This window comes from Streptococcus porci DSM 23759 (genome assembly GCF_000423765.1).
Classification (GTDB): domain Bacteria; phylum Bacillota; class Bacilli; order Lactobacillales; family Streptococcaceae; genus Streptococcus; species Streptococcus porci.
Window position 1 is genome coordinate 1 of sequence record NZ_AUIP01000007.1, and the last position, 22,971, is coordinate 22,971.

Genomic DNA, 22,971 nt, shown 5'->3' on the forward strand with positions numbered 1-22,971 from the left:
CAGTATTCACTTCAATATCCTTGATGGTCTGACGCATGGAACGAATACCATAAAAGCACTGAATCAGAGGAATTTTAACTAACATGACAGGGTCAAGACTAGGACGACCATTATCAGACGAATAGGTATCTTCTACTAGGTCATAAATGAAGTCGAAGTCAATCACAGCTTCCACTTGGCGCAGGAAATGATCTGCAGGCACAAGCTGGTCAAGGGTATAGAAACCGTACTGATTGCGGTTATAGTCAGGTTTTTCTTTGTGTAGCATAGGAGAACCTCATAAGTCCTTTTTCTTATATTATACTCCTAAATACGAAGAAAAGCCCTTAGAAAATCAATTCTAAGGACTTTGTCTTCAGTCTGAGGCTGGGGATACCCAGCCTCATTTTTTTGTTGGAATTGAAATCTCAATCAAGCGTGGCGTGTGAATGGTATTGATTTGATCAGCACGAATGATGCTCTGGTCAATCTTTCGACGCATGAAAAAGTCCCGAATTTGCTCAATTTCCTTATCCTGAATAGCACGATGCTTGTTGGTAATAAGAAGTTCGTAGTGACGAGGTGCCTGAGTAAAAATCACATCGGTATTTCCCGCCGAATAGACCTCTACTAAGGTCGCATCGGTGTTACGAAGTTGGTTGACAACCAGCTCCGCATGGCTATTTGTCGTGTTAATCAATCGCATAAGCAACCTCCTTTTGATGGCTCTATTATAGCACTATTTTTCTCAAATGACGTTTTTTTGTTGTCTTTTTTCCCACTCTTTGACGCCCCATTGGTGGCTTCCACGCTTAAGCGTGGCAATAGCAGAGCTAACTTCAAACCAAGCTAGATTATTGAAATCTTCCAAGGGTTTTCCTATCTCCTGAAAACTCTTGACCTCATAAATGTAAGCTGGGTTGTAGTAGTGAGTATCTCTGTGGCGTGAATAAAAATACTCATCAGCCTGACCTAGATAATCTCCAATGTCAGCAGTAAAGCCCAGTTCCTCGATGAGTTCACGTTCCAAAGCAGTCAGATGATTTTCTCCCTCTTCAATCTCACCGCCAGGCAAAAACCAAGCGCCGTTAGGGGCCTGAACAAGAATAATTTTTTCCTTTTTTTCATCCGGGATAACGGCATAGACGCCGTAGCGATTTTGATAAGTGACACCCGCTTGCTTGTCACCAAAAGTTGGATTTGTCATCAATGATACCTCATCTTTTCTTAGAATGATTATACTAAAAATGATGACAAATGTCACATCTTGTAGTGACAAAAAGTGCTAAAATGCTTTGCCATTTTCCTGTAAACTAAAGTCAGAAATAAGAAATGAGGAAATATGATGAAGAAAGCACCTATTTATGGACTAATCAGTTTTGTGTTGATTTATGCGACTTGTCTTCTTTTTGGTCCTGCTAGTCAGAATCTTGTAACAACTGTTTTTCAATACTTGTTTTGGTCACTACCGTCTAGTCTAATCATCGGTTTGGTTCTTTATTTTCAAAGAGGGAGGGAATAGGAATGAACACAGTTATTTCGGTCAAAAATCTTAGCAAACAGTTTAAGGCTAAGACCATCTTATCTGACATGTCTTTTGAAGTTGCTGCTGGGGACTGCTTGGCTCTGATTGGTCCCAATGGTGCTGGTAAGACGACGTTGATGAATTGTCTTTTGGGAGATTTACGGACGGAAAGAGGTCAGGTGTCGGTGTTGGGGCAAGCACCTGATAGGGCTGAGCTGAAAGAGAAAATTTCTGTTCTTTTTCAGGAAAATGTAACGGTGAATAAGTTGAAAGTACGTGAGTTAATTGACTTTCAGCGGAATATTTACAAAAATCCTCTATCATTGGTTCAAATTGACGAGCTCTTGCAGTTTTCTCAGGAGCAAAAGGAGCAGCTGGCGGAGAAATTATCTGGTGGGCAGCGCCGTTTATTTAGTTTTGTATTAACCTTGATAGGGCAACCTGAGATTTTATTCTTAGATGAGCCGACAGCTGGTATGGACACTAGCACTCGCAAACGTTTTTGGGAGATTATCGACCAGTTAAAGGCTATGGGAAAGACCATCATTTACAGTTCCCACTATATTGAAGAAGTTGAACATACAGCGGATCGGATATTGGTTTTGCATAAGGGGCGGCTATTGAAAGATACGACACCTTATGCGATACGGCGTGAAGATAGGGAAAAAGTCTTCACCCTGCCTTTGAAATATTGCTCTGCCATTTCTCACCTTCCTATATACGACCTAGAGGAGAAGCCGGACAAAATCAGTTTTGCGACCCGTGAGGCGGAAGTGGTTTTTGAGGGCTTACAAGAGCTGGGAATTGCTGTGGCTGACCTTGAGATGACTAACCGTAGTTTGCTTGATAGTCTATTTGATGAAGGAGGTATGACAAATGAAAACCTTTAAAGCTATTTGGTCGCAGGAGTGGCTGCTTGCCTTTCGGGAATGGATGTCAATGGTGTTGGCTTTAGGGATTCCGGTAGGATTTTTCCTGATTTTCTCAGCCACTTATGATGTCAGTTCTTATGAGATGGCTATTCAAAATGTGATTTTCCGTGAAGTGCTGATGATGATGACGATATCATCAATTTTGAGCCTTGTTCTTTACAACCTCCCGTCTACCTTGCAGGAGGATCGCCAAACAAAGCGTTTATTGGCGATTAAACATTCACCGGTGCCTATCTGGCAGTATTATTTGGCAAAAATGCTACGCCTTTTGACCAATTTTGCAGTGTCTGTACTTGTGGTGTTTACGGTTGGTTATCTTGTTAAGCATATTTCGATGTCGGCAGGTGATTGGGTCATGTCAGTATTGTTACTACTACTTGGAGCAGGACTTCTCATGCCATTTGGCATCTTACTCAGTCTAATCAAATCAAATGAACTCTTGTCAATTGTTAGTAATATCGCCTTTATGGGATCTGCTGTGCTAGGTGGGCTCTGGTATCCGTTAGAGACTTTCCCTGACTGGCTCCAATCCATAGGAAAAGTCTTGCCGACTTACCACGCTTTGAAGCTTTTAACTTCCTATTTTGAGGATAAGTTTTCTTGGCAGTCGCTTGTAATTTTAGGACTTTATGCCATAATAGTTTTAGGACTTATCGCCTTTATTCGTAAAAGACAGGAAGTAAACTGATGCTGAATAAATTTGATAAAAATGACTTGCCATACTATGCTGGGTTAGTCTTTATGATTTTTCCTTTTCTGGGTCCCTTTTATTTTGACTATCCACTTTGGACTTTCCCTGCAACCCTTGGCTTTCTAATAGCATATTTGCTCTTAGTTCACTTGCAGATTTGTTACAGAAAGACCATAGAATTTCTCTGGCTATATGCGTTGCTCTACATTGCCCTTTTGACCTGCTTTGTCAATGGTAATATGATGTGGTTTTTCTTCTTTCCTGCTAATCTTTTAGTTTGGCGTTTTGGGAAAAGCTGGCGCTCTTATCGAGGGATTTCTTTCTTAGCATTTCTACTTTTGGTAGCCAGTTTTGGAGTGATTTACACCAGTGCGATTAGTCAGCGTGTAGTTATAGCTCTGGTGGTCGTTTTTATCATAGGCATGGTTACCTATCAGATGAAACTCCGTGAAGAGGATGTGCTGCGCCAGCAATTATACCAAAAGACTGAAGAAAATAGCCAGCTTATCGCTGAGAACGAACGGAATCGTATCGGGCGCGACTTGCACGATACTTTGGGACACACCTTTGCCATGATGAGCTTGAAAACAGAGCTTGCCCTCAAGCAGTTGGACAGGGACAACCTAGAAGCTGTGCGTAAGGAATTGTTGGAACTCAGTAGCATCAGCAAGGAGTCCATGAAAAATGTCCGTGAGCTAATCAACAACCTCAAATACCGTACAGTGGCAGAAGAGATAGAAAACATTAAGCAAGTATTGACCTTATCAGACATTGAACTGACGGTTGATAATGATTTGGATTTAACAACTTTATCACCTGTTATCCAATCTAGTGTGACCATGATTCTGCGAGAGCTAACCACTAATATTATCAAACATGCTAAGGCTAAAGCGTGTTTCATTAAGTTTTATCGGAAAGAGAATCTGATTATTGAAGTTGGTGACGATGGCGCTGGTTTTCAGAAGTTGACTGGTGAAGAACTGCATACGATAAAAGAACGTTTGCAGTTAGTCAAAGGTGAGGTAAGTATCTTATCCAGTCAAAATCCAACCTTAATTCGTGTGACGTTAGAAGAAGGAGGTCGTTCATGAAGTTATTAGTTGCTGAGGATCAGGCTATGTTGCGTGATGCGCTCTGCCAGTTACTTTTGATGGAAGATGATGTGGAACAGGTCTTCCAAGTTGGTAATGGTTCAGAAGCGCTAGCCATTCTGCAAAAGGAAACAGTAGATGTGGCGATTTTGGATGTGGAAATGCCTCAGTTGTCTGGTTTAGATGTACTGGAGTGGGCTAAAAAGCATCTGGATATCAAGGTAGTGATTGTGACCACCTTCAAACGGACGGGCTATTTTGAGCGTGCCGTTAGAGCGGGTGTAGATGCCTATGTGCTAAAAGACCGTTCGATTTCTGACTTGATGGCGACGGTGCATACGGTTTTAGCTGGGCGCAAAGAATACTCTCCCGAACTGATGGAGACGATCATGACTCATGTGAATCCGCTTAGTCGGAGAGAACAGGAACTCTTAGAACTCATTGCCAAGGGTCTAAGCAATAAGGACATTTCAAGTAAACTCTATTTGTCAGATGGTACGGTTAGAAATTATGTGACTAGCCTTATGACAAAGTTAGGCGCTAACAACCGTACAGAAGCGGTGAGAATTGCCAGAGAAAAGAATTGGCTATAGAAAACGAGTGGGACAAAATCGATAAATCGGCAAGAATGCCGGTTTACCGATTTTTCTCCACTTTTTCATTTTCAGGAGTTTGATCCAAAACGGTCGATACTCAGACCTTGAATGATGTGAGCTGACTACCATCAGCTTAAATCTCCTGTTTCAAAAAATCTGCCAGACCTTTTGAACGCCATCTCCGTAGAGCTGATTAGGAAGGATGTAGCAAAGGATGAGATGTGTCATTTAACTACTGCGCCAAAGCGCCTATCTGCAATAATGTTAAGGAGGCTGGGAAAAACAAAAATACTTACTCTGATTACAATTTGAATAATTTAAAATAGCTTAGAATCGACGTGTCTGATGACGTCATTCTAAGCTATTTTCCATTTTTGTCACATCCCCAAGTGTTATCAGACACCAGCGCCTTCTTGTCAGAATGTCATGGCTAAATTTGAGCAAAAGTCTCGAAACTTACAAACCGCATCAAGGCTGGTTGATGCGGTTATAAACATAGTGGTGATAAGAGTCCTAATTGAGTTACTTTGGATTATCTCATTTGGCTGAACTACTCGACAAGTGAGGTACAGGTAGTTTGTCTTTAGTCTCTAAAGTTTTATTCGGAAACGTTTACGGTTTCAACTTTTTTAGCGGATTTGATGATGATGTTTCCCTTTGAAGACATGACTGCTTTGAAATCCTTTCCGTTTGGATTTTCAAGGTAGAAGTCTGTGATGGCATCTTCGATGTAATCTTGAATGGTACGGCGTAGCGGACGTGCCCCCATTTTTGGATCATAGCCAAGGTCAACCAGTTTTTCCTTAACTTTATCTGTAACGGTTAAGCTTAGTCCGTTGTAGCTGAGGCGTTCGTTGACACCATCAAGCATGAGATCGACGATAGACAAGAGATTTTCTTTGCTGAGGGCCTTAAACTCGATAATGCCATCAAAACGGTTCATAAATTCTGGGCTGAAGAAATCTCCTAGCTGACCAAGAACAGAATTGGTACGTCCTTCGCGGGAGGCACCAAAACCGACAGAAGCCTCAACCTTGCCTGTTCCAGCATTTGAGGTCATAATGATAATGGTATCCTTGAAGGAAACTGTGCGCCCTTGACCATCTGTTAAGCGTCCGTCATCAAGCACTTGCAAGAACATGTGCATAACATCAGGATGGGCTTTCTCAACTTCGTCAAGCAAGATGAGAGAATAAGGGTTGCGGCGAACTTTTTCGGTCAACTGCCCAGCTTCTTCATACCCCACATAGCCTGGAGGGGCACCGACCAATTTAGCCACAGCATGCTTTTCCATGTACTCCGACATATCAAAACGTATCATACTATCAGCCGAACCGAAGAGTTCAATGGCTAATTGTTTGGAAAGCTCTGTTTTTCCGACACCAGTTGGACCGACAAATAGGAAAGAACCGATTGGGCGATTTGGAGAACCAAGTCCGACACGATTGCGACGAATGGCTTTGGCAATCTTATCGACGGCATCATCTTGACCAATAACGTGCGATTTGAGATCACTTGCTAGATTGATGAGCTGGCTCTGCTCTTTTTCCTTGAGGTCACCAACTGGGATATTTGTCTTCTGCTCGATGATAGCCTCAATGTGTTTTTCAGTGATGACAGGGGTATCTTGGTCAGCCAGCGTTTGGCTTTGCATTTCCTTGAGTTTGGCAATCTGATCACGGAAGTAAGCAGCCTTTTCAAAGTCTTCGTCGCGTGTGGCCTGAGCTTTGAGATTTTCAGCTTCTACCAGACGGTTATCAATATCTTTTGGATCGACAAAATTAAGGGTTAGGTTCATCTTAGATCCCGCCTCGTCCAGAAGGTCAATGGCCTTGTCAGGCAGGAAGCGGTCCTGGATGTAACGGTTTGACAGCTCAGCAGCAGCTGTGATAGCTTCGTCCGTGTATTTGACATGGTGATAATCTTGATATTTTGGTTGAATGCCGCGCAGGATTGTGATGGTTTCTTCTACGCTAGGCTCATCGACCTTAACAGGTTGCATGCGGCGTTCTAGAGCGGCGTCTTTCTCAATAATACGATATTCGTTAAGCGTTGTAGCTCCGACCAGCTGCAGCTCACCGCGAGCTAGCGCTGGCTTGAGAATATTTCCAGCATCCATGTTGCCATCACCAGCAGAACCAGCACCGACAATCTCATGAATTTCATCAATGAAGAGAATGACGTCTTTACGGTTACGAATTTCTTCCATGAGTTTTTGCATACGCTCTTCAAATTGACCACGGATGCCAGTTCCTTGAACTAGACTGACCACATCAAGTCGGATAACTTGTTTGCCTTGCAATTTTTGTGGAACGTTGCCATCAACGATTTTTTGTGCCAAACCTTCTACAACGGCTGTTTTACCAACACCAGGTTCCCCAATAAGTACGGGATTATTCTTGGTACGACGGTTGAGAATTTCGATGACTCGAACAATCTCTGCATCACGTCCTATAACTGGATCAATGTCGCCACGGCGAGCAATATCAGTGATGTTGACACCAAATTCTTCAAGGAGTCCTTGTGTTTTTTGAGGTGCCTGTTGGCGTGGTTGCTGAGGACGATTTGGAATGCCGTTTCCAGCTCCGCCATTTCCACCAGAGCGGCCAGACTGGGTCTTAGGAGCATTGGGCAGGTCGGGATTGAAGGCACGGAAGTTATTGAGATCGCCGAAGAAATCTTCAAGGAAGGGATTGAGTGATCCGCCATGAAGAAACATATCAGGCTCACCAGAGCCAGATTTCATGATTTGATAGCAATGCTGGCAAAGGTCAACCTTTTTCTGCTGACCGTTGACATTGGTATAGAGATGAATGCTAGATTCGTTTAGGTTACAATTTTGACATAGCATGGATAAATACCGAGTTGAACCATTCTCGCCTGTAAAGGCGGGCCTAGTAAAGATTTACTAGGAGTTCAATTCCTTTCGTTTGAACTATTTGATTTAGTTTGATTAAAGGTCAAATTTGGTCAAATGATTATGATTTCATTATAGCACTCCTGGCAGACAATGCAAGTAAAAAGCACGAAAAATTAGCAGTCTAAAACAGAGAGTGCTAATACTAAAATCATCTGTAGTCATAGGTTTTGGTGAATGAGATGAAAAAGGACGACTCTCTACTTTCATATTTTCTCAGAATTTCACTATCTTTCCTTGTTTATTTGGGGTTCTTTATGATAGAATAATAAAGACGATAAATAGAAATAGGAGTTTAACCATGGAATCTCATTTGGTAAGAATTATTAACCGTCTTGAAATGATGGCATCAGATGGCGGCACCTTAAAACGTAATTTCGAACGTGAGGGTGTTGTCGTGGCAGAAGTGTCATTTGCTAACGATCCAGAAAATGGTCCCGTATTCACATTGCGTGATGTCGCTGCGCGTGAGTCATATACCTTTGACAGTATTGATTTGATTGCAATGGAAATCTACGATTTGCTTTACTAATTGACAAAAGAAACTCTCCTTTTTTGGGAGAGTTTTGTCTTTTTTAAAGAGTTTTATCAAAGCTGTCAATTTTTAGATTGACTTGAGTGACGGCAAGGGTGACTAGATGAAACTCTATTTTTGTAAAGAGTCATCAATCATAGAGTATTCTTTCTTACTAAAAAAATGATAATGGAAAGTCAAATGTCCGCTTTTGATAGAATGGACTTATTCGACTGAATAGGCTGTTAAAAGAAATTATCAACTAAAAAAGCAAAACATTGCATTATTATACATATTTTGTTAAACTAATAAGGAATATTAAATTGAGGTTTGTCCTCTTGCTGATATTGTCAAAAGAAAGGAAGTTATCCGACCCGAGGCTGCTTGCAACAGACAAGCAGTATTTCGAGTATTTTTTCTTAAGGGAAAAGTCTCTATTTTAGTTGGATTAGGTATCTTATTCATGAATTTTTCATTTTTAGAGAAGTATTGGGCTTATTTTAATTATGGAGCACTTGTTACCATCATCATTTCCGCCTGTGTGGTTTTCTTTGGCTCCATCATTGGGGTCTTGATTGCCCTTGCTAAGCGGAGTAACATCAAAGTTTTAGACTGGCTGGTCTCTTTTTATGTCTGGATTTTCCGTGGCACGCCAATGGTGGTTCAGATTTCCTTGGCTTTTGCCTGGATGCATTTTAGCAATATGCCAATCATTCCCTTTGGTGTTTTGGACATGGATTTATCCCGTCTAGTTCCTGGTATTATCGTCATTTCGCTTAATAGCGGAGCTTATATTTCTGAGTCTATCAGGGCTGGTATTGAGTCTGTCCCTAAAGGTCAGCTTGAAGCAGCTTACTCACTAGGTATTAAACCTCTAAATGCTTACCGCTATGTTGTCATGCCACAGGCTTTGAAAAATATCTTACCAGCTCTGGGAAATGAATTTATCACCATTATCAAGGACTCCTCACTCTTGCAGACCATCGGTGTTATGGAACTTTGGAACGGTGCCCAATCTGTTGAGACAGCTACCTATCAGCCATTGGAACCAAAATTATTCGCAGCTTTTTACTATCTGATTTTGACGACAGTTATGTCAGCAATTCTCAAGAAGTACGAAAACCGTTTGAATGGAGGAAACTAAAGTGTCAGAAAGCATTATTTCCATTAGAGATTTACATAAGTATTTTGGTAAAAATGAAGTTTTGAAAGGAATTGACCTTGATATTAAGCAAGGAGAAGTTGTGGTTATTATTGGACCATCAGGCTCAGGAAAATCAACTTTCTTGCGTACCATGAACTTGCTTGAAGTCCCAACAAAAGGAACGGTGACTTTTGAAGGTGTGGACATTACGGACAAGAAAAACGATGTTTTCAAAATGCGTGAAAAGATGGGCATGGTCTTCCAGCAGTTTAACCTTTTCCCAAATATGACAGTTCTTGAAAATATCACCTTATCACCCATTAAGACCAAAAAGTTGCCTAAGGTAGAAGCTGAGCAAAAGGCTTATGAATTGTTAGATAAGGTCGGTCTTCGTGATAAAGCCGGTGCTATTCCAGCTAGCCTTTCAGGAGGTCAGCAACAACGTATCGCTATTGCGCGTGGTCTGGCTATGGACCCAGATGTTCTCCTATTTGACGAGCCGACATCAGCTCTTGACCCAGAAATGGTTGGAGAAGTCCTAGCGGTTATGCAAGATTTGGCAAAATCTGGGATGACTATGGTTATCGTGACACATGAAATGGGCTTCGCCCGTGAAGTGGCAGACCGTGTTATCTTTATGGATGGCGGTGTTATCGTTGAGGAAGGGGCACCAGAAGCTGTCTTTGGAAATCCAAAAGAGGCCAGAACTCAAGACTTCCTGAGCAAGGTTTTATAAATTTAGACAAAAAGTCTCGCACTCTAGAATTAGAATGCGAGATTTTTTATTTGGATTTGTGTCGTCTGTCAAGGATATAGAGTAACAAAAGACTAAAGAGTGAGAGGATTGAGATCACTAGACCTGTCGTCAATCCTTGAGCTTTAAAGGTTAGCTTTATCTGGTGTTTGCCAGCTGTGATAGGGAAAGAGAGAAGACTGCCCCATGCTTCAGTAGTTTGCACTGCTTTTCCATCAACTGTAACAATCCAGCCGGGATTATAAGGAATGCTAGTCATCATAAGATTGCTGTCGTCCGTGATGTCCACTGATCCCTCAATCTGTGTGTTAGACATCTTGTCAACCGTCATACTTTGAGCCAGACGGTCAGCCATAACCTTTTGGATGGCCTGATCATCTGCGCGCACCAGTGAATAGTTGGTCAAATTGATTTCATCTTCAGAAGAGGTTGAAATCTCTAAGGTAATTTGCTTACCGGCTTCCCTATGGGCAATTTGCCAGAGCTGAACTTGGTCAAACATTTGCGTGTAGTTGTACCATTGGCCGTTAAGCATGATATTCATCTTACCCATGGATTTTCGGAGGGCATATGGCGCTTGGAAATAGTAGGTCCAGTTGGTTTGAGGGACAAAGGTAAAGGAAATTTTGCCTGGTTTGCTTTTATCGAGACGACGATAGATTTTTTGCCCAGTGGATTCATCTAATTCCAAATTTTCCAATTTGATGTCATTGAAGGCGGCATGGGTAAAGAAATCATATTCTTGACCTGACATGGATTTGAGGATGAGATTTTGGTTAGAAACAGGGTTGTTTGTTCCAAATTTGATATTATGGGTTACATAGTTTGTCCCGTAAGCTAAACTGATGACATTAGGATTTTCATAGTAAAGGAAGGTGTCGTCTTCCTTGATAAGTTGGTAGTAGCTAGTGATGTCCTTACGAGCTGAGGTCTTGCTGAAGTAGTGTTTTTTAGGATTATTCTGCACTTCTTCATTGCTGTACGGTTTCCGTGCCACATGATAACGAACACCAAAAATAGTATCAGTCAGAACGGTTCCATTGGTATAAAAAGTTGAGGCGTTTCCCCCCATGTCTCCCATAGATGCCATGAGATTGATGGTCGAACGCTCTAGACTGGATGAGAAGTTACTGAGACCATTGTAAGAACCGAGAACAGGGTCATTCTTAGAGTAGAAAAAGTCTGTACCGATGCGGTAGAAAGGCTGGTCAGAGTAGTCTCGAACCGTCCTACCCATGTTGTTGAGTTTAACCGCAAGATCGCTAAATTTATAGGCATCAGTATAGCCGATGCGAGCCTGTGAGATATAAGCGTTTAAACCTAGTTCAAATATAGTGATACTTGCTAAGATGAGGCGCCCCACGCCTTTTGGGTTGTAGTTGTAAAATAGCAGAGCAGAAAGCCAAGTTAGTCCGGTCAAGGTGATTTGTGTCAGCAGATAGCCCTCTTTTATGAGGTAAAAACTGAGAACAGTAAATCCAGCACCAAGGAGGATGTGAAGTACTTTCTGCCAGATTTTAGCTTTGCTATTGAGCCAATACGCGTAAGCAATCAGGACAAAGAGCAAGCCAAATAGAAGGGCCGTAGCAGTGAGATTTCGTCCAACCCATTCGGTCAGAGCAGGCAGTTGCTTGTCTTCCAAGAAGGAGAAATTATTGGTAGCGACATAGTAAAGACTAGCTCCCGATAGAAGCGTAGCGACAATCGTGTCGTACCACTTAACCTTGTGACTGTTTCTCAGTGTTTGGTAGGCAAGAAGCACCATGAAAAATGAGAAAATCCAAGAAAAGCGGTAGAAAAAGCCAGCAGGATTTTGCCCCATGTGCCAGATTTTACTAGTAAATTCATGGACAAAGGAGAGGAAAAAGATGATGACAATGGTTCCAAAGCCAAGTTTTCTAGTCCAATGAACCTTAGCATAGCGGAAAAAGAAGACAAATCCAAATAGAGCAAGTGCTCCTACGTAGATGTTTGGGAGGTTTGGGCCAGCAGGCCAGGATTCGTTATCAAAGGCGCCGATGGCTAATTTAGCCAGTATATCTAAGGGATTGATTTGGAGTTTCCATTCAAAACGCATGGGGGCATTATAAGCTCCCTTACTGCGAAGTAGGTTCAGAATGATTGGGTAAAGTGTGATAAAGGTTGATGTAGCTGCCAGAACAGAGTAGCCCACAACTTTAACGAGTGGTGAGAAAAAGTGCTTGGCTTTTTCTTTCAAAGTGCCTTGCTCTGCCCATTTTGGTAACATATAAGCCACAGCGTAAAGTGCCACAAAAAGGCAAATCATATAACCCATGTAAAATTGCAGGAGCATGGTGATAGCTAAAGTTACCGCATATTTGAATGGTTTGCCACCATCTAAAGTTTCTTCTAGATAAAGAATGACAAGCGGTAGCATTATCATGGCATCATAGAAGATAGGGTTCATTTGATAAGAGACTAACATACCAGATAGGGAGTAGGAGACTGCCATGAGTGGCACTAACCAAGTTTTGCCTTGCAGAGCCTGATAGCGCTTGATGAGAAGATGGCTGAAGGTTAGCCCCATAAAGCCATAACGTAAAGCAATAGTAATGACAACAGCCCACTTGAATTGACTAAGTGGCAACAAGATGTAAAAAATGTTAAAAGGGCTCATGAGATAGTAGCCCAGTACACCAATCATCTCTCCCCCAATAGATTTTTCAAAGGAGTAAAGAAAGGCAGACCAATCACCAGTTAGGACGGTTTCTTTGAGGTAGGCGTAGAATCCAATGTATTGCTGGCCAAAGTCAACAGCCATGAGACTTTTGTTGCCAAAAGGAAAGGCTCCGTTAATAGCCCATACGATTGTCATAACTAGGATGGGTAGCCCAAAGCTAGCAAGATAAGTCAGCCCTTTTTTGTTTTTTTTGATAAAATGCTCTATCATCCTAGTCTCTCCTTGTTAGCTTTATCGATGTTTGACTTATTGACAATGTAGTGTGGACGATGTTTGACTTCGTAGTAAATTTTTCCGATGTATTCCCCTAAAATACCAATAGAAATGAGCTGAACACCGCCAAAGAGGATAATGGCGGCGATAGTGGTGAAGTAACCAGAAACGGTTGAAGCGGGGTGCAGAATACGTTTAATCAGTTCCCAAATCAGATAGAGGAGAGCTAAAGTGGTGGAAAAAGCTCCTAGTTGTACGCAAAATCGCAGTGGTTTGTCATTGAAAGAGATAATGCCCTGCATGGCGTAATTGAGGGATTTAGCAAAGGTAAACTTGCTTTTACCAGCTTCACGGACATGGTTGTGATAAGGAATGATCTTCTCTTTAAAGCCAATCCATTCGTAAAGTCCTTTGTTGAAACGGTTATACTCAGGGAGAGAGATAAAGGTATCCACGGCTTTGCGACTGAGTAGGCGAAACTCGGATTTTCCATCCTTTAATTTAACCTCCATCAGATGATTGGATAGGCTGTAAAAAGCTCGCGCAAAAAAGGTAGAGGCGAAAGCTTCACCAGTTCGATCGCGTTGACCGCTGACGATGTCATAGCCTTCCTTATAAGCGGTGACAAAGTTTGGAATAAGACTTGGTGGGTGTTGGAGATCACCGTCCATGACTAGGACCGCATCTCCTGTGGCATAGTGAAAGCCGGCAAGGATTCCTCCTTCGCGACCAAAATTACGACTAAAGCTGACATAGCGCACATGGTGATCCTGCTCTGCTATTTTTTCTATTAGGGGAAGGGTGGCATCTGTCGAGCCATCGTCGATATAGAGGAGTTCATAATCCGAAAGTTCGTGTGGCAACATGTTCTCAAGGACAGTCTTGACCTCGCGATGTGTTTTTTCAATCATTTTTTCTTCATTCAAGAAGGTGATGAGTAGGGTTAATTTCAAAGCACGGTCTCCTTTTTGATATCGCCACTATTGTATCATAAATTTGACAGACACTCCTCAAATGACTGTTTTCAGTGTGATATAATAGTGAGGAGGAGTTTATTATGATTAAAACCATTGTTACCGATACTTTTTTTCTAGCTCAGCCTTCTCAAGAAGCGACCAAAGAAGATTTGCCTTTGGCTCAGGATTTGCGAGATGCTCTCGCTTTTCACCGTGAATCCTGTGTCGGCATGGCGGCCAATATGATTGGTGTCAAAAAGCGAGTCATAATCATCAGCATGGGGTTTGTGGATTTGGTGATGTTTAATCCTGTTCTTTTGGAAAAAGCTGGCGCTTACGGGGCAGAAGAATCTTGTCTGTCCTTGAAAGGAAGTCGCCCCATTACGCGCTACAAAGAGATAAAAATCAGTTACCGCGATGAAAAATGGCTGGAGAAAAAGCTGACCTTAAAGGATTTTCCAGCTCAAATTGTCCAACATGAATTGGATCATCTGGAAGGAATTGTGATTTAAAGAACTATCAATGATTAACTGAGTGATTTAGTGAGAAGAGGTTTAGTTATGAAGAAGTACCAGAATTATATTTTTGATTTTTATGGAACGCTTGTTGATATCAAAACAGATGAAGGAAGGATAGGGCTTTGGCAACAATTAGCAGAACTTTATCAAGCCTTTGGAGCTTCATATGATGCGCAAGAGCTGAAGACAGCCTACAGCAAACTTGTAAAAGAGAGTGAACATGAGTTAGCCGAGCAGGTGACCTATGAACACGTTGAAATTGATTTGACAAGCATTTTCATTCGATTGCTGCAAGAATCTCTTAAAAAGAATCCAACTGAGGGGCGAGTAATTGATTTAGCCACCTTTGGACAAGTTATGGCTAATACCTTTCGAGTGCTTTCTCGAGAAAGGCTCGTGGCATATGAGAATAGCCTATCAAGCTTACAGGCTCTGAAAGAGTCAGGAGCTAGGCTCTTTATTTTGTCAAATGCTCAGAGAGTCTTTACCCAAGCGGAAATTGAAGGGACAGGATGTGCCACTTTTATGGATAAAATCTACATTTCCTCTGACTATCAGATGAAGAAGCCTGAACCTGCCTTTCTAAGGATGGTTTTGGAAGAAAATGGTCTATGTGATGAGGACACGGTTATGGTAGGCAATGATTTAACATCGGATATTGCTGTGGCTCACGCTGTCGGGATTGATAGTATCTTGCTCAATACTTTTCCACATAGCCAAACTGATATTCAGGCCTGTAAAGATAAGGGGTGGGATTTTATTGTCATTGAGGATATTGCAGAGCTTTTAAATTAAGTGGATGTGCTTTGATATGACTTGAGTTAAGGAGACGAGCTGAACCATGCTTGCGGGAAAATGATGTTATGACATGAGAGCAGAGCAAAAATCGGTAAAACGGCATTTTTGCTGATTTTGATTTTGTCGCCCACCTCCGCAGAGTTGATTAGGAAGGTTGCTATCTATTGTGTAGCAAGGGATGAGATCTTCCAATCATCCACTTCACCCAAAGGCCTATCTGTAATCATGTTAAAAGGCTAAGATTTTTCTCCCAGCCTCTTTTTTAGATAGTATTGTTTTTTAGGAAGACATGTTTAATATCTTTGAGTTCATCATTTAGATGGAAATATCAATAGACAATAGATTTTTGTTGCTTTTAGCCTTTTTCTAATAAAAGATTTTCTTCGCGCATTTGTCATGGATAAGGAAAGGGAGGCAAGTTTTCCTTTTCTAGTCCTTTTCTGATATAATAGATAAGTATTAAAACTTAGAAAGGTTCTGTTTTGGGTCATTCCCAAACAGTAGTCAGATATTCTGGCTAGAGGTATTAGTTTCATGTCTCAAACCCACATTAACGTTATCGGAGCTGGCTTGGCTGGCTCAGAAGCTGCTTATCAGATTGCCAAGCGGGGCATTCCTGTCAAACTCTACGAGATGCGTGGTGTCAAACCAACACCCCAGCACAAGACCGACAAGTTTGCTGAGTTGGTTTGTTCCAATTCATTCCGTGGAGATAGTTTGACAAACGCTGTCGGTCTTCTCAAGGAAGAAATGCGTCGCTTGGATTCCATTATCATGCGTGCTGGTGAGGCTCACCGGGTGCCAGCTGGCGGTGCCATGGCCATGGACCGCGAGAATTTCTCCCAAGCGGTCACAGATGAGATTCACAATCACCCACTGATTGAGGTCATTCGTGGCGAGATTACAGAGATTCCTGACGATGCTATCACAGTTATCGCGACGGGACCATTGACATCTGACGCCTTGGCGGAGAAGATTCACGCGCTTAATGGCGGTGACGGTTTTTACTTCTACGATGCGGCAGCACCGATTGTGGATAGTTCGACCATTAACATGGACTTGGTTTATCTTAAGTCCCGTTACGACAAGGGAGAGGCTGCCTATCTCAATGCTCCGATGAACAAGGAGCAGTTCACCGCTTTCTATGAAGCTTTGATTTCAGCCGAGGAGGCACCGCTTAATTCCTTTGAAAAAGAAAAATACTTTGAAGGCTGTATGCCCATTGAGGTCATGGCCAAACGTGGTATCAAAACCATGTTGTATGGTCCTATGAAGCCAGTTGGTCTGGAATATCCAGAAGACTACAAGGGGCCTCGTGACGGCGAATACAAGACACCTTACGCAGTTGTCCAGCTCCGTCAGGATAACGCAGCAGGTAGCCTCTACAACATCGTAGGCTTCCAAACCCATCTCAAGTGGGGCGAGCAGAAGCGGGTCTTCCAGATGATTCCAGGGCTTGAAAATGCTGAATTTGTCCGTTATGGTGTCATGCACCGCAATTCCTACATGGATTCGCCAAACTTATTGGAACAGACCTTTGCGACCAAGAAAAATCCAAATCTTTTCTTTGCAGGTCAAATGACAGGAGTAGAAGGCTATGTCGAGTCTGCCGCCTCTGGCTTAGTGGCCGGTATCAACGCTGTTCGCCGTTTCCGTGGCGAAGAGCCGGTCATCTTCCCGCAAACAACAGCTATCGGAGCTCTGCCATTCTACATCACCCACACCGAAAGCAAGCACTTCCAGCCTATGAATGTCAACTTTGGCATCATCAAGGAGCTGGATGGGCCACGCATCCGCGATAAGAAGGAACGTTATGAGGCAATAGCAGAGCGTTCCCTCAAGGACTTGGAAGGATTTTTGGCTTACTAAGATATTTAGACTATCATCAGACACCTTCGGGTGTCTTTTGTGTTATACTGGGATTAGAAAAGCGGAGGAGAAATACGATGCACCACGATACTTGGAAGGGAATTATTCTGCAGAAACAAGGTCTGTTGAAACCCCAGTCTGTTCAACAAATCTGCCAAAATCTCAATGGTTTGCAGGCTCAGTTTCAGCCCTATGTTCATGTCGGATTTCGTAACCGTATGACAGCGGAGGATTTTTATGAGAGTAGCTGGCAGGAGGATCTGACTCGTCAGTGGTCCATTCGGCGAACGGTTCATGCCTATCTCAAGTCGGAAATTCCCCTCTATATCCACGAGGGGCGGCTGGCCAGCACCGATTACCTCAAGACAGAAGGACGGGACGGTTTTAGTCCTCAGACCAAGCAGAAATATCACCAGCTGATTTTAGAAGCCCTTGAACAAGGTCCCATGACCCGCGAGGAACTCAAGTCCCTTTGCCGATCCGAGAAAATGACACTGGAAGAAGAGAAGCAGGTCTTTAATGCCTGGGGCGGTCTCTTTCGTTACATGGTCGAGCGTGGGGAAGTTTATCAAGAATACGGTGCCAAGCGTTTTCATCGTCTGACAGACTTTCAGCCACTTTCTCGGGAAAAAGCAGAGCTGGAAATTGCTCGACGGTATTTTGCAGGTTTTGGGCCAGTCAGTTTAGCGGATGCTCGTTATTATTTCAAGGAAAATAAATCTACGTCCTAAAATGGATGGAGCAATTAGATTTAAAAACCGTTGAGGTAGCAGGAGAAGAACGCTTTTATCTGGGAGAATTAGAAGAAGCAGAACTCCCTGACTGCCTCTTCGTTGCAGGATTTGACCAACTTTTGCTAGGTTATGAACCAAGCATATCCGCCAGATTTATACGCTGACTGGCATTGTCAAACCCGTTGTTTTCTACAAGGGCCGACTGGTAGCTACTTGGAAACGAGATAAAAAAGACATTATTTTGGACATTTTTGAAAATTTAACCAGTTCTGAGTTAAAGGAATTAGAAGCCCACAAGCAAGCCTATCAGACCAAGCTGCCTTAACTTGTTCGGAATATTCGGATGTCGTAATTTAAAGGGTATCATTTTGATTTATTGCTGATGAAATTTGAGATGGGAAGTGATCCAGCAATGTTAGAGCAAGTCATCAAGATTTAGAGGATTTCCTACCTCATGTGATGAATAAAGTCATCAAGATATAAAAGGAAATTCCTAACCTAACATGGAATTGACAACTTGGAACTTTTTATGGAAAGCAAATGTTCTGGGGGGAACCGCCCCAGATTTTGAAGAAGTACTTTTAGTCGTCATTAAATTTTAGTTCATATTTTTTGCGAAGAAATGTGTTGTGGCAAGCTTCTGATGAGGTTTGTCTCTTTTATTATTTCAAAAAAGACCTTCATAGAGAAAGTCTTTTCAAGGGTTATTAAAATCGTTAGGGAACATTTAGCGAGCTATATCTAATAGCTCCTCAACATCTTAAGGTCTTTTGTGATAATCAGTCCCTCGATTTCCGGGGTCTGATTGATGATTTGTAGAGCGGAAGCTGTTGGCAGTCCGAAGAGTCGGCTGGTCCATATTTCACAGTCCAGTGATGATTTTGCGATAATGCTAATACTTGCCATATCGGTCTCAATAGGGTAGCCTGTTTTAGGATCAAAAATATGGTGGTAGGTCTTGTCGCCAATGGTTAAAAAGCGTTCATAGACGCCAGATGTTACCACCGAAGCATTCTGAATAGGTAGAACAGTCAGATGATTGCCTCGAGGTTTATCAGGATTCTGAACTCCGACATACCAAAGACCGTTGTCACGATTGGGATTCGGGCCGTGAACTAAAAGGTTGCCCCCGAGATTAATCAAGGCAGAGCTGACACCTGATGTGATAAGGAAAGCCATGATTTTATCTGCAATGTAGCCCTTGGCAAGGGCACCGAGGTCAATTTTCATGCCTTTTTGATTCAAAAAAACGGTTAAATTTTCTGAATCAAGACTAATCTGTTCTGGCTTGGTTAAGGATAATTTCTCAGAAATCTCATCTTTGCTTGGTAATTTAGCATCAGAAAAACCAATGCGCCAACTTTGAACGAGTGGGCCGATTGCAATGTTGAGATTACTGTGTTCAGCGCAGCTATGTTCTTTACCTATAGCAATGAGTTCAAATAGCTCCGGATGAACAGGAACAGGTTCGATTCCCGCTTTGCTATTGACCAGAGACAACTCGGATGAATCGTCATTGGCGGAAAAGCGCTGATTGTAAGTGTGGAGGAGTTTTTCGGCTTTTGCAAGAAGCTCAGTGCTATTTGGAGCATCGACCATAAGGTCAATGGTCGTCCCCATCAGTTTGATTTGACGTGTCTCTTGTACCATAAATCACCTGAAAAACTAAGCACAAGGGCTTAGTTTTTTTTCTTTATTTCGCCGGCTGGGTAGTAAGTTCCCTCAGGCATATCGTTGATGAAGACGTGGATAGCTTCCTTTGGTGCCTTGGCAATGCGTGACACGACCTCAGTCACTTCGCGGGCAAGCTCGATTTTTTGTTCTTCTGTACGACCTTCAAAAAGGTCAATTTTAACAAATGGCATATTTTTTTCTCCTTTATGATATGATAGGAATAGTATATCATAAAATGAAATCCCTTGCTTCGATTTACTAAAGCAAGGGACTAGTTGTCATCAGAATTAAATCTTACAATGTCGTTTGGTGTACAACCAATGATTAGACACAATCTTTCGAGAGTTAGCAGGGTAATGTTTTTGTTCTTTTTTAAACTATCTAAGGTTTTATTATCAAGTCCAGATTTCAGGAGTTGATATTGCGAAATTTGTTTATTTTTCAGTGTTTCCCAAAGGGGACTGTAATCTATAATTGAAATCAACTCCTTTCGTCAACATCTTTTTAATAATTATAGAAAGAAAGTCGCCATTTTCATATTGTGGGTATATTCACAACGTGTTATAATAGAAGAAAAAGGAGAATTATTGTACAAATATTTAAGGGAAAAACTGAAAACGAAGCGATTGAAAAAGGTCTTAGAGAATTAGGAATAGACAGAAAACATGCTGATATTACGGTTCTTCAAGAGCCTACGAAAGGAATATTTGGTGTTCTTGCAAAAGAGGCGGAGATAGAAATTATCGCCTTAACCGACGAAGATTTAGAGAATAGAGCCAAGAAAACACGACAAATTCGCCTGCTCTATGCCATTGGGGGTGTGGTATTAGTTGTAGCATTACTTATCATATATCTTGTAAATCCAGAAGAAAAAAAAAGAAGAAACGATAGTCGCTACATCAGTTACACAGCAAGAAACTTCTACATCCGCTTCTGAAGCAAGTGTGACAACACAATCTACCACCGCTACAACAACACAGATTGAAACAACTCAAGCTCAAGAAATTATTACTCCAGATAACTCTGAATTTATGACCATTTTGTCATCTGAGGATGCTAGTCAAGCTAGGGCTTTTTCTGAAAAATACAGGGGGAGAGTTGTTGAATTTGATGGACATGTCGCACATATTGCAAAAAACGGAAGTCATTATGATATCCTTATTTTTGGCGGTGATTGGATAAGTCAAGGTGAAACAAGCTATACTGGTGTTAGTATGCAGTTTTTTGACACAAATACCTATGATGAAGCGTTTGAAAGTATTGATGGTATTTCGGTAGGCGACAATTTACATATTAAAGCTCACGTTGGTGAGTTTACAAAAGGAGATGTTCTACGACTTTATCCTGTCACTGTTTCATCAAGATAAATTAAGCGTTATTTTATACAATGCGCATATAGTAAACGACTTTATGACTATTCCTGACGGATATCTGACGGATATCTAATATTAAGCAGAAACACAGTATTCGTCGAGTTTTAAGAAAAGTGAGAGATTCCTTATAAAACATTATTATTAGAGATATCAGATAATAACATCGGCTAAATTTCAAAGCTGTGCTATAATATTCCTATGACGAAACTGATTGTAATTGCTGGTCCGACAGCGGTTGGGAAGACTGCTCTGGGGATAAAACTAGCACAACTATTTAATGGTGAGATTATTTCGGGAGACAGTCAGCAGGTTTACCGTGATCTCAATATTGGAACTGCTAAGGCTACAGCAGAGGAGCAGGTGGCTGCCAAGCACCATCTCATCGATGTTCGAGAGGTAGCGGAGACTTATTCAGCCTATGATTTTGTGATGGAAGCCAAGGAGGCCATCGCGGACATTAGATCTCGTGGCAAGCTCCCCATCATCGTTGGAGGCACGGGACTTTATTTGCAGAGTCTACTTGAGGGCTATCATCTTGGCGGTCAGGTCGATCAGGCCGCAGTTCTCGCTTATCGAGCGGAGTTGGAAAAATTTTCCGATGATTTTTTATTTGGGAAAATAGCAGAGCTGAATATAAGCATTCCTCAGTTAAACCGTAGGCGGGCCATTCGAACATTGGAACTGGAACGATTTGGAAACCATCTGGAAAATCAGGAAACGGACTACGATGCCCTGCTTATTTGCCTAACAGATAATCGTGAAAAACTTTACGACCGTATCAATGAGCGGGTGGACAAGATGGTGAGTGCCGGGTTGCTAGAGGAGGCTAAGTGGCTTTATGAACATTACCCGGAAACTCAAGCGGCGCGCGGAATCGGCTACAAGGAACTTTTCCCTTATTTTGCCGGTGAGCAGGAGTTGGAGGCAGCTATCGAAAAGCTCAAACAAAATACCCGTCGCTTTGCCAAACGTCAGCTGACCTGGTTTAGAAACCGTATGGATATGACGTTTTACCAAGTGGGCACCAGTAGTTTTGAGGAGGACATCAAGCAACAAGTTGTCAATTTTTTGAAGGAAAAAGAATGAATCTTTTAAGAAATATAGTCATTGCTTTAGTTTGTTTGGCTAGCTTAGCCTATCTGGGCTTTTCCTATAATCTGGCTAAATCCATTGTCAAACCAGACGTTTTGACTCTAGAAAAGGAGCGTCAGTGGATTGAAGAACACAATTTGGTAGGAGATTTTGACAGCTATGAAAAGGAAGATTTTACCTTTTTAGGCTATCAGGATTACAAGCTTCACGGCCAATTTATCAGAGCAGATGATCCAAAATCTAAGAAATATGTCATCATAACTCACGGCTTTCGTTCCAATCGCAACGGTTCCATTAAGTACGTGGATAGCTATCACAAACTGAATTATAACGTGATTATTTACGATGTTCGTGGACATGGTGAGAATGAGAAGACAGCAATTAGTCTGGGTAATTTTGAATCGAAAGATCTCTATGCTTTGATTGGATACACCTACCAAACTTACGGTTCGGATATCACACTTGGATTGCACGGTGAATCTATGGGGAGTGCGACCTCCTTGTCTGTTTTGGGACAAAAACCTAAGTTAGCTTTTGTCGTTGCAGATTGTGGTTTTACTAATCTCTATGATTTAATTCACAGCGCTTATAAAGACATGAAGGTGGGATTTCTGATTCACGGTGTCAATATTATGACCAACTTAATTTATGGAGTTGATATGAAAAAAACAAGCCCTATCGAAGCAGTTAAGGATAATACTGTTCCTGTTCTCTTTATCCATGGTGAAAATGATGCCTTTATCAAGCCAGATAATAGTTACCGCTTGGCCGAGACAAACCCCTCAAAAGACCTCCTGAAACTTGTGCCAAAAGCAGAGCATGCCGCCTCACGTGAAGCGATGGGAGAACAAGCCTATACAGAGCTTATTAAAAGTTTTTTAGAGAGCTTATGAGAAGAAA

25 protein-coding genes are annotated in these 22,971 nt (G+C 41.9%); 16 read left to right on the forward strand and 9 right to left on the reverse strand.

From position 1 onward, the window contains the following. The 3 genes from G576_RS0102330 to G576_RS0102340 form a co-directional block, all read right to left on the reverse strand. Window positions 1–268, reverse strand: a 268-nt coding sequence (locus G576_RS0102330; protein WP_027973205.1) for a transposase, incomplete at its 3' end; no start/stop codon positions are given. A gap of 114 nt (window positions 269–382) precedes the next feature. Beyond that, a complete protein-coding gene (locus G576_RS0102335; RefSeq protein ID WP_027973206.1) occupies window positions 383–685 on the reverse strand; it encodes a DUF1827 family protein in 303 nt (100 codons plus the stop codon). 42 nt (window positions 686–727) lie between these two features. Continuing rightward, entirely contained in the window at window positions 728–1,186 is a 459-nt protein-coding gene (locus G576_RS0102340; RefSeq protein WP_027973207.1) for an NUDIX hydrolase, read from the reverse strand. Between the two features lie 317 nt (window positions 1,187–1,503). Between G576_RS0102340 and G576_RS0102350 the strand changes: the two genes are divergently transcribed. The 4 genes from G576_RS0102350 to G576_RS0102365 are packed head-to-tail and all read left to right on the forward strand — an operon-like array spanning window position 1,504 to window position 4,811. Then, on the forward strand, window positions 1,504–2,394 hold the full coding sequence (locus tag G576_RS0102350; RefSeq protein WP_027973208.1) for an ABC transporter ATP-binding protein: 891 nt from the start codon (window positions 1,504–1,506) through the stop codon (window positions 2,392–2,394). Continuing rightward, the gene (locus G576_RS0102355; protein WP_027973209.1) at window positions 2,381–3,124 is read left to right on the forward strand and encodes an ABC transporter permease; all 744 of its coding nucleotides are present in this window, start codon (window positions 2,381–2,383) and stop codon (window positions 3,122–3,124) included. The genes G576_RS0102350 and G576_RS0102355 overlap by 14 nt, the downstream gene beginning before the upstream one ends. Next, entirely contained in the window at window positions 3,124–4,218 is a 1,095-nt protein-coding gene (locus tag G576_RS0102360) for a sensor histidine kinase (RefSeq protein ID WP_027973210.1), read from the forward strand. Before G576_RS0102355 ends, G576_RS0102360 begins: the two co-directional genes overlap by 1 nt. Continuing rightward, the gene (locus G576_RS0102365) at window positions 4,215–4,811 is read left to right on the forward strand and encodes a response regulator transcription factor (RefSeq protein ID WP_027973211.1); all 597 of its coding nucleotides are present in this window, start codon (window positions 4,215–4,217) and stop codon (window positions 4,809–4,811) included. Before G576_RS0102360 ends, G576_RS0102365 begins: the two co-directional genes overlap by 4 nt. Before the next feature lie 601 nt (window positions 4,812–5,412). Here G576_RS0102365 and G576_RS0102370 read toward each other — a convergent pair. Next, window positions 5,413–7,665, reverse strand: coding sequence for an ATP-dependent Clp protease ATP-binding subunit (locus G576_RS0102370; RefSeq protein ID WP_027973212.1), 2,253 nt, complete (start codon window positions 7,663–7,665; stop codon window positions 5,413–5,415). Between the two features lie 367 nt (window positions 7,666–8,032). Here G576_RS0102370 and G576_RS0102375 point away from each other — a divergent pair, with 367 nt between their 5' ends. The 3 genes from G576_RS0102375 to G576_RS0102385 all read left to right on the forward strand — a co-directional run bounded on the left by G576_RS0102375 (window position 8,033) and on the right by G576_RS0102385 (window position 10,125). Further along, window positions 8,033–8,263, forward strand: a complete 231-nt coding sequence (locus G576_RS0102375; RefSeq protein WP_027973213.1) for a YkuJ family protein — start codon at window positions 8,033–8,035, stop codon at window positions 8,261–8,263. Between the two features lie 445 nt (window positions 8,264–8,708). Next, a complete protein-coding gene (locus G576_RS0102380; RefSeq protein ID WP_027973214.1) occupies window positions 8,709–9,389 on the forward strand; it encodes an amino acid ABC transporter permease in 681 nt (226 codons plus the stop codon). A 1-nt stretch (window position 9,390) separates the two neighbouring features. Further along, on the forward strand, window positions 9,391–10,125 hold the full coding sequence (locus tag G576_RS0102385; protein ID WP_027973215.1) for an amino acid ABC transporter ATP-binding protein: 735 nt from the start codon (window positions 9,391–9,393) through the stop codon (window positions 10,123–10,125). A 46-nt stretch (window positions 10,126–10,171) separates the two neighbouring features. On the opposite strand, the gene pgfM1 is transcribed toward G576_RS0102385, so the two are convergent. Continuing rightward, the gene (pgfM1, locus tag G576_RS0102390; RefSeq protein WP_027973216.1) at window positions 10,172–13,054 is read right to left on the reverse strand and encodes a glycosyltransferase PgfM1; all 2,883 of its coding nucleotides are present in this window, start codon (window positions 13,052–13,054) and stop codon (window positions 10,172–10,174) included. Continuing rightward, window positions 13,051–14,010 carry a glycosyltransferase PgfS gene (gene pgfS / locus G576_RS0102395; protein WP_027973217.1) on the reverse strand — a complete coding sequence of 320 codons (960 nt, stop codon included), beginning with the start codon at window positions 14,008–14,010 and terminating at the stop codon, window positions 13,051–13,053. Before pgfS ends, pgfM1 begins: the two co-directional genes overlap by 4 nt. A 104-nt stretch (window positions 14,011–14,114) precedes the next feature. Here pgfS and G576_RS0102400 point away from each other — a divergent pair, with 104 nt between their 5' ends. The 5 genes from G576_RS0102400 (at window position 14,115) to G576_RS13865 (ending at window position 18,096) form a co-directional block, all read left to right on the forward strand. Beyond that, window positions 14,115–14,525, forward strand: coding sequence for a peptide deformylase (locus G576_RS0102400; RefSeq protein WP_027973218.1), 411 nt, complete (start codon window positions 14,115–14,117; stop codon window positions 14,523–14,525). Window positions 14,526–14,573: 48 nt separating this feature from the next. Then, window positions 14,574–15,326 (forward strand): HAD family hydrolase, encoded by a 753-nt coding sequence (locus G576_RS0102405; protein WP_027973219.1) that lies wholly within the window; start codon window positions 14,574–14,576, stop codon window positions 15,324–15,326. A gap of 537 nt (window positions 15,327–15,863) precedes the next feature. Next, on the forward strand, window positions 15,864–17,198 hold the full coding sequence (gene trmFO, locus G576_RS0102410) for a methylenetetrahydrofolate--tRNA-(uracil(54)-C(5))-methyltransferase (FADH(2)-oxidizing) TrmFO (RefSeq protein ID WP_027973220.1): 1,335 nt from the start codon (window positions 15,864–15,866) through the stop codon (window positions 17,196–17,198). A gap of 77 nt (window positions 17,199–17,275) precedes the next feature. Then, window positions 17,276–17,929: a DNA glycosylase AlkZ-like family protein gene (locus tag G576_RS12145; RefSeq protein WP_245563007.1), complete on the forward strand. Its 654-nt coding sequence runs from the start codon at window positions 17,276–17,278 to the stop codon at window positions 17,927–17,929. A gap of 5 nt (window positions 17,930–17,934) precedes the next feature. Continuing rightward, the gene (locus G576_RS13865; protein WP_245563008.1) at window positions 17,935–18,096 is read left to right on the forward strand and encodes a hypothetical protein; all 162 of its coding nucleotides are present in this window, start codon (window positions 17,935–17,937) and stop codon (window positions 18,094–18,096) included. Between the two features lie 577 nt (window positions 18,097–18,673). Here the strand turns inward: G576_RS13865 and G576_RS0102425 are convergent. The 3 genes from G576_RS0102425 to G576_RS0102435 all read right to left on the reverse strand — a co-directional run bounded on the left by G576_RS0102425 (window position 18,674) and on the right by G576_RS0102435 (window position 20,090). Next, a complete protein-coding gene (locus tag G576_RS0102425) occupies window positions 18,674–19,582 on the reverse strand; it encodes an FAD:protein FMN transferase (RefSeq protein ID WP_027973221.1) in 909 nt (302 codons plus the stop codon). Between the two features lie 29 nt (window positions 19,583–19,611). Continuing rightward, complete coding sequence (locus G576_RS0102430) at window positions 19,612–19,797, reverse strand: 4-oxalocrotonate tautomerase (RefSeq protein ID WP_027973222.1); 186 nt, start codon at window positions 19,795–19,797, stop codon at window positions 19,612–19,614. 80 nt (window positions 19,798–19,877) lie between these two features. Beyond that, window positions 19,878–20,090 (reverse strand): helix-turn-helix domain-containing protein, encoded by a 213-nt coding sequence (locus G576_RS0102435; protein WP_245563009.1) that lies wholly within the window; start codon window positions 20,088–20,090, stop codon window positions 19,878–19,880. Between the two features lie 57 nt (window positions 20,091–20,147). Between G576_RS0102435 and G576_RS0102440 the strand changes: the two genes are divergently transcribed. The 4 genes from G576_RS0102440 to G576_RS0102455 all read left to right on the forward strand — a co-directional run bounded on the left by G576_RS0102440 (window position 20,148) and on the right by G576_RS0102455 (window position 22,964). Beyond that, window positions 20,148–20,543 (forward strand): Jag N-terminal domain-containing protein, encoded by a 396-nt coding sequence (locus tag G576_RS0102440; protein ID WP_027973224.1) that lies wholly within the window; start codon window positions 20,148–20,150, stop codon window positions 20,541–20,543. Between the two features lie 7 nt (window positions 20,544–20,550). Further along, complete coding sequence (locus G576_RS0102445; RefSeq protein ID WP_027973225.1) at window positions 20,551–20,973, forward strand: DUF4839 domain-containing protein; 423 nt, start codon at window positions 20,551–20,553, stop codon at window positions 20,971–20,973. Window positions 20,974–21,177: 204 nt separating this feature from the next. Further along, a complete protein-coding gene (miaA, locus tag G576_RS0102450; protein WP_027973226.1) occupies window positions 21,178–22,065 on the forward strand; it encodes a tRNA (adenosine(37)-N6)-dimethylallyltransferase MiaA in 888 nt (295 codons plus the stop codon). Further along, the gene (locus G576_RS0102455) at window positions 22,062–22,964 is read left to right on the forward strand and encodes an alpha/beta hydrolase (RefSeq protein WP_027973227.1); all 903 of its coding nucleotides are present in this window, start codon (window positions 22,062–22,064) and stop codon (window positions 22,962–22,964) included. Before miaA ends, G576_RS0102455 begins: the two co-directional genes overlap by 4 nt. Window positions 22,965–22,971: the final 7 nt, after the last annotated feature.